9 protein-coding genes are annotated in these 13,927 nt (G+C 66.2%); 6 read left to right on the forward strand and 3 right to left on the reverse strand.

What is annotated here, in order from left to right:
• Positions 1-62: 62 nt before the first annotated feature.
• From C1706_RS07005 to C1706_RS07030, 6 genes are all read left to right on the forward strand, one after another.
• Positions 63-482 (forward strand): RDD family protein, encoded by a 420-nt coding sequence (locus tag C1706_RS07005; protein ID WP_129458514.1) that lies wholly within the window; start codon positions 63-65, stop codon positions 480-482.
• A gap of 192 nt (positions 483-674) precedes the next feature.
• Complete coding sequence (locus C1706_RS07010; RefSeq protein WP_206661022.1) at positions 675-2,492, forward strand: ABC transporter family substrate-binding protein; 1,818 nt, start codon at positions 675-677, stop codon at positions 2,490-2,492.
• 138 nt (positions 2,493-2,630) lie between these two features.
• Positions 2,631-4,157: an ABC transporter permease gene (locus C1706_RS07015; protein WP_129458517.1), complete on the forward strand. Its 1,527-nt coding sequence runs from the start codon at positions 2,631-2,633 to the stop codon at positions 4,155-4,157.
• Complete coding sequence (locus C1706_RS07020; RefSeq protein WP_129458519.1) at positions 4,154-5,374, forward strand: ABC transporter permease; 1,221 nt, start codon at positions 4,154-4,156, stop codon at positions 5,372-5,374. The genes C1706_RS07015 and C1706_RS07020 overlap by 4 nt, the downstream gene beginning before the upstream one ends.
• Complete coding sequence (locus C1706_RS07025) at positions 5,371-7,191, forward strand: ABC transporter ATP-binding protein (RefSeq protein ID WP_129458520.1); 1,821 nt, start codon at positions 5,371-5,373, stop codon at positions 7,189-7,191. Before C1706_RS07020 ends, C1706_RS07025 begins: the two co-directional genes overlap by 4 nt.
• 205 nt (positions 7,192-7,396) lie before the next feature.
• Entirely contained in the window at positions 7,397-9,136 is a 1,740-nt protein-coding gene (locus C1706_RS07030; RefSeq protein ID WP_129458521.1) for a pyruvate dehydrogenase, read from the forward strand.
• A gap of 110 nt (positions 9,137-9,246) precedes the next feature.
• Here the strand turns inward: C1706_RS07030 and C1706_RS07035 are convergent, their stop codons facing one another.
• From C1706_RS07035 to C1706_RS07045, 3 genes are all read right to left on the reverse strand, one after another.
• Positions 9,247-10,638 carry an NAD-dependent succinate-semialdehyde dehydrogenase gene (locus C1706_RS07035; protein ID WP_129458523.1) on the reverse strand — a complete coding sequence of 464 codons (1,392 nt, stop codon included), beginning with the start codon at positions 10,636-10,638 and terminating at the stop codon, positions 9,247-9,249.
• Positions 10,639-10,906: 268 nt separating this feature from the next.
• Positions 10,907-12,709 (reverse strand): ABC-F family ATP-binding cassette domain-containing protein, encoded by a 1,803-nt coding sequence (locus tag C1706_RS07040; RefSeq protein ID WP_129458524.1) that lies wholly within the window; start codon positions 12,707-12,709, stop codon positions 10,907-10,909.
• A gap of 97 nt (positions 12,710-12,806) precedes the next feature.
• Positions 12,807-13,925 (reverse strand): NADH:flavin oxidoreductase/NADH oxidase, encoded by a 1,119-nt coding sequence (locus tag C1706_RS07045; protein WP_129458525.1) that lies wholly within the window; start codon positions 13,923-13,925, stop codon positions 12,807-12,809.
• Between the last annotated feature and the right edge of the window lie 2 nt (positions 13,926-13,927).

Below are 13,927 nucleotides of genomic sequence, written 5' to 3' on the forward strand. Positions count from 1 at the left end.
GGATCACCGAGCAGTGTCGTCCGTGTTTCGGCAGTGTTACAGCCCCCGCTAGGGTGGCGCTCGTGACGGCGTCCCCTGACTACCCGGGCAGCGGCCTGGGTCTGCCTGCCGAAGGCCGTGGCTCGTTGGCGAGCTGGCGGGCCCGTGTCAGCGCACTGGTGATCGACTGGGGCGCCAGCATGGCGGTGGCCGTCGGTGTCTTCGGCGGCGGCGTCCTGGAGGCCAACACGTGGCGGTCATGGATGGTGCTCACGGTGTTCTTCGTGCAGAAGGCTCTCTTGACGGCATTCACCGGGAGCAGCTTTGGTCAGCTCATCACCGGGGTCGGCGTGACCCAACTGGACGGATCGCCGTTGGGGTGGTGGCGCGCGTTCGCGCGCGCGGCAATGGTGGCCATCGTGCTCCCCGCTGTGGTCATCGGGCCGGATCGTCGCGGTCTGGATGACCTGCTGTTGGGGTCGGTTGTCGTCACGCGCCGCTGATCACTTTTCACTTTCCGACTTGGGGATTCGTCACGCTTGGGTAACGAAAGGGATTCGGTTTGTGGAACGACCTGCCAGTTCAGGTCACCCCGTGTGTACGGTTCATCCACAACGCCCACCTGTCCGCCATGCGGTCAGATGGATCAGCTTGGAGGGCCTCACGAGGTCCCTCACACACTCCATGGAGGAACATTGAGCAACCGCAAGCTCATCGCTGCGGCGGGCATCGCGCTGACCAGTGCGCTGGCCTTGACCGCCTGCACGCCGCCGACCCCTGGCGCGAACTCGTCCGCCAATGCCGCGACGTCGATCAACGTGAGCTGGAACCAGGCGTTCTACAGCTACAACAACAACACCGACTACGGCAACGCGGTCGCGAACACCAACCCGGTCTACATGTCGAATGACCGCATCGCGTACTACGACAAAGACCTGAAGATCGCGCAGAACCCGTCCTTCGGCAAGTACGAGAAGGTCAGCGATAGCCCGCTCAAGGTCAAGATCACGTTCGCGGACACCGCGACCTGGTCCGACGGCACGCCCGTGACCGCTGCGGACGCCATCTTGAAGTGGGCCTCGGCCTCGGGCAACTACAACACCACCAAGAGCGAGCAGGACGACGACGGCAACGTTGCCGCGAACACCGGCAACGACGTCTTCTTCAACAGCTCCGATCCTGGCTTCGCCCTGATCAAGGACTTCCCGGAGGTTTCGGCCGATGGCAAGTCGGTGACCTTCACCTACTCCGCGCCGTTCGTGGACTGGGAGATCCTGGCCATGGATCCGGCAGGCGTTCCGGCCCACGTGGTCGCCAAGCGTGCCCTCGGCACGACCGACCCGGCCGCCGCCAACCAGGCGCTGATCGATGCGTTCAAGAACAAGGACAACGCCGCGCTGTCCAAGATCTCGAACGTCTACAACAACGACTTCAACTTCAAGAAGACGCCGGCCGACAAGGAACTGCTCGTCGGCTCGGGCCCGTACACCATCACCGACATCGCTGAGGAGCAGTACCTCACGCTGGAGAAGAACCCCAACTACAAGGGTTCGCACGTCCCCAGCATCGGCAAGGTGACGATCCGGATCACCCCGGATCCCCAGGCGTCGGTGCAGGCCCTGCAAAACGGTGAGGTTCTCGTCACCCAGCCGCAGGCCACTGCCGACATCCTCAAGCAGCTGCAGGGCATGTCGAACATCAACGTCCTGACCCAGAACGGCGGCACCTACGAGCACGTCGACCTGGTGTTCAAGAACGGCGGCCCGTTCGACCCGGCCAAGTACGGCGGCGACGCAGCCAAGGCCCTCAAGGTTCGCCAGGCCTTCCTGCAGACCATTCCGCGGCAGAAGATCGTCGACAACATCATCAAGCCGCTGAACCCGACGGCCGAACTGCGCAACTCCTTCACGCGTGTGCCCGAGGACAAGGCTGCCTACGCTGCGGTCACGGCCGCCAACGGCATCCAGGCCACCTACGGTGGCGGGTCGAACATCGACAAGGCCAAGGCTCTGCTGGCCGAGGCCGGAGTGACCAACCCGACTGTCCGCGTGATGTATGCCCAGAACAACACGCGTCGCCAGCAGGAGTTCCAGCTCATGCAGGAGTCCGCACAGGCGGCAGGCTTCACCGTCCAGGACGTCAGCAGCAAGGACTGGGGTCAGCTGCTGAAGAAGACCGAGACGTACGACGCCTCGCTGTTCGGTTGGCAGTCGCAGTCCACCGGGGTGAGCGAGTCCATCGCGAACTACGAGACGGGCGGCCAGAACAACTACGGCAAGTACTCCGATCCTCAGGTGGACAAGCTGCTCGATGAGCTGAAGGTCACCACGGACACGGCGCGCCAGACGGAGATCCTCGCCAGCGTGGAGAAGCAGCTGGCCGACGATGCCTTCGGCATCACGATCTTCCAGTTCCCCGAGGTCACGGGCATCAGCAAGAAGGTTCAGGGCGTCAGCTCGATCCCGCTGTCCCCGAACTACTTCTGGAACTTCTGGGAGTGGAAGGTCTCCTGACCTCGCGCTGAACGCAACTGTGTAGTTATCCCCAACGGTGGGGCGTCAGGTAACCTGACGCCCCACCGGCGGTGACAGGGCCCAGTGTCCGTCTGCCCTGTCGATCTTCTTTGTTCGCACTCCACTCTCGAGGTATCCATGGCACGTTTCCTAGCCCGGCGACTAGGCCTCGCGGTCGGCATCTTGTTGGTGCTCTCCTTCGCGATGTATGGCCTCCTCGACATCGCTCTCGACCCGCTCGCGGATCTCCGTGAAAACCCGGCCCCCAACCGGGAGGAGATGATCGCCAACCGGGTCCGGCTGCTGAACCTCGACCTGCCCTGGTACCAGCGGTACTTCCTGTGGCTGAGCCACTTCGTGCGCGGCGACTTCGGGTTGGCCTGGAAGACGATGCAGCCCGTGGGCGCGATTGTGCAAAGCGCCGTCGCCACGTCGATCCAGTTGATCTTCGCGGCCACGATCATCTCCATCCTGACCGGCGTGACGATCGGCCTGATCTCCGCCCTGCGTCAGTACACGACGTTCGATTACGTCATCACCTTCATCTCCTTCCTGCTCTACTCGCTGCCCGTCTTCTGGGTGGCCGTGCTGTTGAAGCAGTTCTTCGCGATCGGCGCCAACGACTACATCGCCAACCCGAGCATCAACTGGGTGGCGGTGCTCATCGCCTCGGTGGTGTCGGGATTGTTCTGGGCGGGGGCGCTGGGAGGCCGGCGTCGCAAGAAACTCATCGTGTTCGCCAGCGCTTTCGGGCTCACGCTCGTGCTGCTCGCCGCCTTGCTGCTGTCGGGTTGGGTGAGCCACCCGCAGATCGGTCTGGTGGGCATCGTGATCGGCTCGCTCGCAGCAGCGCTGGCCGTCACCGCCTTGTTTGCGGGCATGAACAATCGGCGCGCGCTGTACTCGGCGTTGACGGCCGCCGCCGTGGGAGCCATCTCGTGGTGGCCCTTGCAATGGCTGTTCGTTCTGGTGCCGATGAACTGGGGCTGGATGATCGGCCTCTTGGCTTTGGCGATGGTGATCTGCGCCGGCATCGGGTGGCTGTACGGCGGGCCTGACCGCAACGTCTCGATGCGCGGCGCCATGTTCGTGGGGCTGTTCTCTAGCGTCTTGGTCTTCCTGGATCGGGTGCTGCAGACCTGGCCCGAGTACTACAACACCAGCGAGATCAACGGGCGTCCGATCGCCACCTTGGGGGCCCAGACTCCCGGGCTGAATGCGGATTTCTGGATGGCTCAACTCGACCGGGCCACCCACTTGATGCTCCCGACGATCGCGCTGGTCCTCATATCCTTCGCGACCTACACCCGGTATGAGCGGGGCGCCATGCTGGAAGTCCTGAATCAGGACTACATCCGCACCGCCCGCGCGAAGGGGCTCTCCGAGCGGGTCGTCATCGTGCGGCACGCGCTGCGCAACGCGCTGATGCCCTTGGCGTCGGTGGTGCCGGTCGACTTCATCACGCTGATCGGCGGCGCGGTCATCACCGAAACCATCTTCAGTTGGGCCGGTATGGGACGCCTCTTCATCGACTCCATGACCAACCAGGAAGTTGACCCGGTGATGTTCTACATCATGCTGACGGGGGCCTTGGCGATGATCGCCAACCTCGTGGCCGACTTCCTCTACGCCGTCATCGACCCCAGGATTCGGGTGAACGCATGAGCAACAACAATGGATTCAACGAACCTGACGACGCGCGACTCGAACAGGAGATCCCCGAAGGGGACGCCGTCGAACGTGCCCTTGTGCCCGACGTGGAAGGCGCTGCCGCTCACGAGGTAGCGGGCGCAGACGAAGCCTCGGGGCGCGGCGAAGGCGTCGGGGAGGGCAAAGAGGTCGCCGGCCTGTCCCAAGGGCAGATCGTTGCCCGGCGCTTCTTCCGTCACCGCGGTGCGATCTTCGGGCTGGTCACGCTCGCTTTGGTGACGCTGGCCTCCGTTTTGTCCATGGGGCTGGGGCCGATCCCGGGCCTGTGGCGAGATCAGGAGATGCGCTCGGGGGACGTCATCAACGGCGGGACGCCGACGCTGCAGATCCCGTTCATCAACGGCTCCACGTTCAGCCTGGGCATGTACCCCTTCGGTCAGGACTCGCTGGGGCGTGACTACTTCGCGCAGGTGCTGCTCGGCGTCCAAACCTCTTTGTTCGTGGCCTTCATCCTCGGGGCCGTGGCGCTCATCCTGGGTGTCACGGTGGGATCGCTCGCGGGCTACTACCGCGGCTGGGTTGACATGGCGCTGATGCGCCTGACCGACCTGGTCATCACGTTGCCCGTCATCGTGATCGGGGCAGTCCTGGGTGCCCTCATCTCGAAGCTGCCCCTGCGCCTGCACGCCGGACCTGAAACCGCTGTGTGGCTGCGCGAAAACATGCCGCTTTTGCTCGCGATCGCGCTGGGCTGTGTCCTGTGGACCGGGTTGGCGCGACTGGTCCGCTCGGAGTTCTTGTCCCTACGCGAACGCGAATTCGTCGACTCGGCGCGGGTCGCTGGCGCGAGCGACTGGCGCATCATCACCAAGCACATGCTGCCGAACGCGGTCGGCGTCATCGTGGTCAACACGACGCTGCTCATGTCCTCGGCCGTCACGCTGGAAGCCGCTTTGAGCTTTGTGGGCTTCGGCATCCAGGCACCGGCGGTGTCCCTGGGCCGCCTCATCTCGGAGAACCAAGGCGCCTTCTCGACGCGTCCGTGGCTGTTTTGGTGGCCTGGCCTGTTCATCATCTTGATCGCGCTCTCGATCAACTTCATCGGGGACGGCCTGCGCGACGCCTTCGACCCGCGGACCAAGCGCGTCCCGTCGGCCCGCGCGATGCGCAAGGCCGAGGCTGAACTGGCCGCACGACAGTCCACGCAGACCGCCGAGGGAGGCGCACGATGATCGGCCGCAAGAAAACCGAGGCGACGCCGGAGAGCGCAAGCCGCTCCGCGTTCACCGATGCGATCAAGCTCAGCCGCGACACTGGCGGCCCGGTGGCCAACGGCGATGTGATCCTCACCGTGCGCGACCTCAGCGTCCAGTTCTGGGTGGGCGACGAGTGGTTCACCGCCGTCGACAAGCTCAGCTACGACCTGCATGCGGGTGAGGTCTTGGCCATCGTCGGCGAGTCGGGGTCAGGTAAGACCCAGTCGTCGATGAGCCTGCTCGGCCTCCTACCACCCACCGGTAGGGCGACCGGCTCGGCCAACCTCAAGGGGACCGAACTCGTCGGCATGTCGATCCAGGAGTTGCGGGAGATCCGGGGCAACGAGATCTCGGTCATCTTCCAGGAGCCGATGACCGCGCTCAACCCGGTCTACACCGTGGGTTTCCAGATCGTGGAGACGCTGCGGACGCATTACCTGATGAATCCGTCTGCGGCCAAGCAGCGGGCCATCGAACTGATGACGCTGGTGGAGATCCCCGATCCGGCCGACAGCTTCGACAAGTATCCTCACCAGCTCTCCGGTGGTCAGCGGCAGCGGATCATGATCGCCCAAGCGCTGGCGTGCGAGCCCAAGCTGCTGATCGCCGACGAGCCGACCACGGCCCTGGATGTGACGGTCCAGGCCGAGATTCTGAAGCTCATGCGTGACCTGCGGGAGCGGGTGAGCGCGGGCATCATCTTGATCACCCACGACATGGGCGTGGTGGCCGACATGGCCGACCGGATCATCGTGATGAAGGACGGCCTGGTCGTCGAGCACGGTTCGTCCCACGACATCTTCACCAACCCGCAGCACCCCTACACCCAGCAATTGCTGGCCTCAGTGCCGCACCTGGCCGAGCATGCCGATGGCGATGACCTGGCCGGGCCGCCGCAGACGACGATCATGGTGGGCGACACGCCTGTGCCGCTGTCGGAGGCGCGCACCGAGCAGACACCCGCGCTCCTGATGGAGGACGTGGCGATCGTCTATCCCAAACAAGGTCGACGCCCGGAGTTCCGGGCTGCCGAACATATCAACCTGCGCATCGAGCAGGGCGAAGTCATCGGCCTCGTGGGTGAGTCGGGTTCCGGCAAGACGACGTTGGGTCGCGCGGCTGTCGCGTTGCTACCGGTGCGTGAGGGAACGCTCACCGTGGGCGGCCACGACATCACCCATGCCAGCCTCAAGGAACTCAAACCGTTCCGCAAAACGGTCGGCATCGTGTTCCAGGACCCGGGCAGCTCGCTCAACCCTCGGTTGCCCGTGGGGGAGTCCATCGGCGAACCTTTGCTGCTGCACGAAGGTCTCAAGGGGCAGGCGCTCAGCAAGCGGGTCGAAGACCTGCTCGACTCGGTCCACCTGCCTCGCGCGATGCGCAACCGCTACCCGCACGAGTTGTCCGGCGGGCAGCGCCAGCGCATCGGCATCGCCCGCGCGCTCGCGCTCAACCCGAAGCTGCTGATCGCGGACGAGCCCACCTCGGCGCTCGACGTCTCGGTGCAGGCTCGCGTCCTTGATCTGTTCAAGGAACTGCAGGAGCAATACGGCTTCGCGTGCCTGTTCATCAGCCACGACCTGGCGGTCGTCGAACAGGTCTCCAGCAGGATTGCGGTCATGCACCACGGCCACCTCGTCGAGGTGGGGGACACCTACGACATCGTGACGCGTCCCCAGCACCCCTACACCCAGCGGCTGTTGTCCGCGGTGCCGGTGCCGGATCCCGAAGAGCAGCGCAAGCGGCGCGAACTGCGCGACGCGATTATCGAGGAACAACACATCGTTTCCTGAAGCGGGATGTCACGCCGGGGCAGGGCAGGGGGATCCATCCCCTCGCACTGCCCCGGCGTCGTGCTGTCCTGGGTTAACTGGCGCGACCACACGCCCTTGACCCGCGACAGGGGAGCCCAGAGGCCCCGATCGTGCCTGTCTGGGGCTGTTGTGTGCCTCACGTAACCTGCACCCAGACCTGGAACGACATCAAGAAGGAGAGGTCATGGCACGAACCGTGGCGGACCAACTGGTCGCCTTTCTCACCGAGGTAGGGGTCGAGCGCATCTACGGCCTGGTGGGAGACAGCCTCAACCCCATCTCGGACGCCCTGCGCCGGCAGGACGTGATCGAGTGGGTGGACGTCCACAACGAGGAGGCGGCCGCTTTCGCAGCAGCAGCCGAGTCGCGCATCACCGGCGAGCTTGCGGTGTGTGCGGGTTCGTGTGGCCCCGGCAACACGCACCTCATCCAGGGGCTGTACGACGCCAACCGCAACGGCATGGCCAAGGTGTTGGCGATCGCCTCCCACATTCCCTCAGAGCAGATCGGCACCTCCTACTTCCAAGAGACCCACCCCGACCGGTTGTTCGCTGAGGCCAGCCACTACGCCGAGGTGGCCAACTCTCCTGAGCAGGCCGCCCGGATCTCTCACATCGCCGTCCAGACGGCGATCGCACGCAATGGCGTCAGCGTCGTGGTGATGCCCGGTGACGTCGCCTCCGCGGACGCCGTGGAAGCGCCGACCATGGGTAACGTCTCCACGCTGGCCCCGGCCCACGTGCCGCACCCCCAGCAGGTGTCGGCGTTGGCCGACCTGATCAACGACGCGAAGAAGATCACCCTGTTCTGCGGGGCGGGGACCGCGGGGGCGCACGACGAGGTGATGGCGCTCGCCGAAGCCCTCAAGGCCCCGATCGGGCACGCGATGGGCGGCAAGGAGTTCATCCAGTACGACAACCCCTATGACGTCGGCATGAGCGGTCTGCTGGGCTACGGAGCGGCCTATGACGCCATGCACGAGTGCGATCTGCTGCTGTTGGTCGGCACGGACTTCCCCTACGACCAGTTCCTGCCCAAGGACGTGACGATCGCGCAGATCGACCGCTTCGGCGAGCGCCTCGGGCGTCGCGCCAAGCTGGAACTGGCTGTAGAGGGGGACGTCGCCGCGACCATCGAGGCCGTCTTGCCGTTGGTCTCAGAGCGCACCGATCGCTCCTTCCTGGACAAGATGCTCAAGCAGCACTGCGACAAGCTGGAGAAGGTCGTCGAGGCCTACACCCGCGACGTGGAGCATCATACCCCGATCCATCCCGAGTATGCGGCGTCCATCCTCGACGAGGTGGCGGCCGAGGACGCGATCTTCACCGCGGACACCGGCATGTGCAACGTGTGGGTGGCGCGGTATATCACCCCCAACGCCAAGCGTCGCGTGCTCGGCTCTTGGCATCACGGCACGATGGCGAACGCCCTGCCGCACGCGATCGGCGCCTCGTTCGCAGCCCCCGGGCGTCAGGTGATCTCGGTCAGCGGAGATGGCGGCCTCTCGATGCTGCTGGGCGAACTGCTGACCGTGAAGGAGCATAACCTGGACACCACGATCGTGGTGTTCAACAACTCGACGCTCGGCATGGTGCGCTTGGAGATGCTCGTCGACGGCATGCCTGCATGGGGAACCGATCGTCCGGCGACCGACTACGCGGCCATCGCGCAGGCGATGGGCATCCGGAGTTGGCGGGTCACGGATCCGGCCGCGGTGCGGGCGACGCTCACCGAAGCGTTGGCCACGCCTGGCCCCGGACTGGTGGATCTCGTGACCGACCCGGACGCGTTGTCGATCCCGCCGCACATCACCGGCAAGCAGCTCACCGGTTTTGCGGTGGCCTCAGCCAAGGTCGTGCTGGATGGGGGCGTGGGCGCGATGCTGAAGCTGGCACGCTCCAACCTGCGCAACATTCCGCGCTAACCCGAATGCACAACGCGAGGGGCGCCACCCGGTCAGGTGGCGCCCCTCGCGTTCTCTGCTGATGGCGTCAGTGCCGCGTCCCCATGCGGTGCTGGGCCGACGCCGTCAGGTCAGAACTCGGCGTCGATGTCGACCACACCGATGACCTTGTGGTTGACGAACTCGTTGAGGCCCAGGTCGGTCAGCTCGCGTCCGAAACCGGACCGCTTCACGCCACCGAAGGGAACATCGGCCTTCACCAGGGTCGGGTGGTTGACGAACACCATGCCGGTGTCGATGCGTGCGGCAACCGCCTTGCCCCGTTCCAGGTCCGTGGTGAACACCGAACCACCCAGACCGAAGTGCGAGTCGGTGGCGATCCGCACAGCGTCGTCCTCATCGCGGGCGCGGAAGATCAACGACACCGGGCCGAAGAACTCCTGGTAGTAGGCGGGATTGTCCTCGGCGAGGTCGGTGAGCAGTGTCGGCTGCACGAACGCACCCTGGGTCGGCACCGGGGCCCCGACCTGGGTCGCCGTAGCACCCTGCTTGACCGCCTCGGCGATCTGCGCGGTGATGTCGTCGGCGGCCTTCTGCGAGGACTGGGGGGCGAGCGTGGTGCTCGGATCGGACGGATCGCCCGCGACCAGCGCGGCGACGCCCTCGCTGTAGCGGCGCACGAACTCGTCGTAGACGGCGTCCACGACGATCATCCGCTTCGAGGAAACGCATACCTGGCCACCGTTCCAGTGGCGCCCGAAGACGGCCCACGGGACGGTCTTGTCGAGATCGGCGTCCTCCAAGACGACGAACGCATCGGCTCCGCCCAGTTCCAGCGTGCTCTTCTTCAGGGCGGCTGCGGCCTGCTGGGCCACCACCGCGCCTGCTGCTTCCGAGCCGGTCAACGCCACGCCCCGCACGCGATCGTCGGCGATGATCCGTTCGATCTGCTGGCGGGTGGCGTACAGGTTGGTGAAGCCGCCGACCGGAAGGCCTGCGTCCAGGAGCAGCTTTTCGAAGCGGGCCGCCGACTGCGGGACGTTCGAGGCGTGCTTGAGCACAAGCGTGTTGCCAGCGGAAAGCTGCGGTGCCGCGATGCGGGCCAGCTGGTAGTAGGGGAAGTTCCACGGCTCGACCGCGAACAGGACTCCCAGGGGCTCGCGGACGACGACGATCTCGCCGGTGGACTTCTCCTTCACGTTGAGGGGTTCGGGTGCGAGGAGTTCCTCGGCCTTGTCGGCGTAGTACTCGAAGATCTTGGCCGACAGCTCCACCTCAGCCAAAGCCTCGGCGGTGAGCTTGCCCATCTCCACGGTGAGGATCGCGGCGAGGGCGTCCTTGTCGGCGCGCAGCAGTTCGGCGGCCTTCGTCAGTACCGCGCGGCGCTCGGCGAACGTGGTGGTCCGCCACGCCTGGAACGTCGCATGGGCGGTGGCCAGCGCGGCATCGACCTGGTCGTCGGTGGCATCGGGGAAGGTGGCTACGGTCTGCCCGGTGTAGGGATTGATCGTTGCGTACGACATCGTGCTCCTTCTGGGCCACAGCAGGCCCTCGTGGTGGGCGGCTCGCCGTGAGTCGTCACTGGGACAGCCGGGAGTGTGGGGAGCGCCTCACACCCCGCCGACGTCGGCGGGGGCGGACACTCGCGGACGCATGGCGTCCCGGCCTCTTGATTCTTCAATCATCTGCCGCGAGCGGCCCAGAATCAAGGCGAGGGTCACCCCGTGGACGCTGTCACCAGTCCGGTTGTGCACGCGGCCGGAATCCGCGTGCGGATCAGCCACGACCGGATCACTCCAAGGTGGCTGACAACTCCAACCACTGTTCCTCCAGCCCGTTCGCTTCGTCGTCGAGGGCGGTGATGGCCGTCATCTTCGCACCCAACTGGTGGTAGTCAGTGGGGTCCACGTCAGCCATGGCGGTGCGGGCGTCATTCGCTCGTTCACGCAGCCGTTCGATACGGCGTTCCAGCGATGCCAGTTCCTTGTGTGCGGCGCGCAACTCTGCCCCCGACAGGGCTGCTGTGGGCGCGGCCGACGTTGTGGCTGCGGCCTCACGTGGCTGTGCGGGGGAGGTGGTCTCGGCGGCACGCAGCCGGAGGTACTCGTCGACGCCGCCGGGCAAGTGACGGAGCCGGTGGTCAAGGATCGCGTACTGCTGGTCGGTCACCCGCTCCAGGAAGTAACGATCATGGCTGACCGCCAGCAGCGTCCCCGGCCAGGAGTCGAGGAGGTCCTCCATGGCCGCCAGCATGTCGGTATCCAGGTCGTTGGTGGGCTCATCCAGGATGAGGACGTTCGGCTGGTCCAGCAGGATCAACAACAATTGCAGCCGTCGTTTCTGGCCTCCGGAGAGGTCTTTGACCGGCGTCGAGAGTTGGGCGCTGGAGAAGCCGAGCCGCTCCAGCAACTGTGAGGGGGTGAGCTCTGCGGCCTTGGAACCCGTGCCGAAACTGTAGGTGGTGCGCAGCCGCGCCAGCACGGTGCGGACGGGTTCGTCGGCGAACTCGTCAAGAGAGTCGAGCCGCTGGGTGAGCGTGGCCACCTTCACGGTCGTGCCGCGCTTGACGCGTCCCGAGGTTGGTTCGAGCGTGCCGCTGACCAGGCCCAGCAAGGTCGACTTGCCCGAACCGTTGACGCCCAGGATGCCGGTGCGCTCGCCGGGGGCGATGCGCCACTCCACGTCGCGCAGGACCTCGTTCTCCCCGTAGGAGACCCCCGCATCGAGCAGGTCGACCACATCGCGACCCAGCCGGCTGACCGCCAAAGACTGCAGCGAGACGGTGTCGCGTAGCGGGGGGACGTCGGAGATGAGGGCGTTGGCGGCGTCAATGCGGAACTTCGGCTTCGACGTCCGCGCCGGGGCTCCCCGCCGCAGCCAGGCGAGTTCCTTGCGTGCGAGGTTTTGACGTCGCTGTTCGGTGGCGGCGGCGATCCGGTCTCGTTCCACTCGCTGCAGGATGTAGGCGGCGTAGCCACCCTCGAAAGGCTCCACGATCCGGTCGTGGACCTCCCACGTCGTCGTGCAGACCTCGTCGAGGATCCAGCGATCGTGGGTGACCATGAGGAGGCCACCGGTGTCCGGGGCCCACCGGTTCTTCAGGTGACCAGCCAGCCACGTGATGGCCTCGACGTCGAGGTGGTTGGTCGGCTCGTCCAGCACCAGGATGTCGTGATCACCGATGAGGACCTGAGCCAGCGCCACCCGGCGCCGCTGGCCACCCGACAGCGTCCCGATGGTGGCGTCCCACGCCAGGTCGCCGAGAAGCCCGCCGATGATGTCACGGGTTCGCGCGTCGCCGGCCCACTCGTATTCGGGGACATCTCCCACCACCGCATGCCCGACGGTGTCGGCGTCATCGAGGCTGTCGGTTTGATCGAGGACGCCGATCCGGACGCCGCCACGCATGGTGACGCGGCCAGCGTCGGATTCGCGGCGTCCGGCCAGCAAGGCCAGCAGGCTCGACTTGCCGTCTCCGTTGCGCCCCACGATGCCAATGCGGTCACCCTCGTTGACGCCAAGGGTCACCGAATCGAACACGACCTTGGTCGGGAAGTCGAGGTGCAGGGCTTCAGCCCCCAGAAGGTGCGCCATTGAAACAAGACTAGGCGAGGGAAGCCCTCGCGCGGGACGAACCGGCCGCGGTGGGCGCTCGCACGTTTGCCCGGTGACTCACCGTGAGCGCCTCAGTTCACCAGCCTGAGCGCCAGTAGGGGGCGGGCTGGGGGTTCTGAGCGCGAGCCACGCCCAGGTCATGAGCGGCGCCGGAGGCCCAGTGAGGGTTGCGCAGCGCCGCCCTGCCCAGGGATACGGCATCGGCCTGCCCGGTGGCGAGGATCGTTTCGGCCTGCTGGGCGTCGACGATCAGGCCGACAGCGCTCACCGTGGCCGTGGTGTCGCTCAGCGCGGCCCGCAGGCGTGCCGCCAACCCCACCTGGTAGCCGGGCCCCACCGGAATGTCGGCGCCCGAGGTGAGGCCCCCACTGGAGGCGTCCAGCCACGAGACCCCGTGCTTCACGACGAGGGTGCGGGAGAGTTCAACGGTGGCGTCGGTGTCCCAGCCGCCCGGAACCCAGTCGGTCACGCTGAACCGGACCCCCAAGGGCTTGTGGGCGGGCCACACGGCACGTACGGCGTCCACGACCTCGATCAGGAGCCGAGCCCGTTCGGCATTGCCGCCGCCATAACGATCGGTCCGGGTGTTGGTGAGCGGGGACAGGAATTGATGGAGGAGGTAGCCGTGTGCCGCATGGATCTGCACCACGTCGTAGCCCGCCTGGTCGGCGCGCACCGCCGCCGCCGCGAAGGCCGCGACCACGTGGTCGATCCCGGCTTGGTCCAGGGCCCGTGCAGGGGCGAGCCCAGGCAGGACAGGGGCGTCGCTGACACCCTCAGTCGGCCAGCCGCCCTCACCGGGAGGGACCGTGCCCGAGGCAAAGCCGGGAAGCCCCGGGTAGGTGGACGCCTTGCCTCCCGCATGGCCTAACTGGATGGCCGCGCGGACACCGTGCGCGTGGGCAAACGCCACCAGCGGGGCGTGAGCCTGGGCCTGGTCGTCGTTCCACAAGCCGAGATCGCGCGGGCTGATGCGAGCCGTGGGCGTGATGCCGGTGGCCTCGGTGACCACCATGCCGAAGCCGCCCGCGGCCAGGCTCCCCAGATGCTGGCGGTGCCAAGCGGTGGGAAGCCCATCGGCGGCGTCCACGGAGTACTGACACATCGGCGCGACGAAGGCGCGGTTACGTACCCGCAGCCCGGGGCCCTCGGGGGCCGCGAGCGTGACGGGTGTGAATAGCGCCGGCGCCGTCATGG

Origin of the sequence: Propioniciclava flava, assembly GCF_004126535.1 — a bacterium.
GTDB classification, from domain to species: Bacteria; Actinomycetota; Actinomycetes; order Propionibacteriales; family Propionibacteriaceae; genus Propioniciclava; species Propioniciclava flava.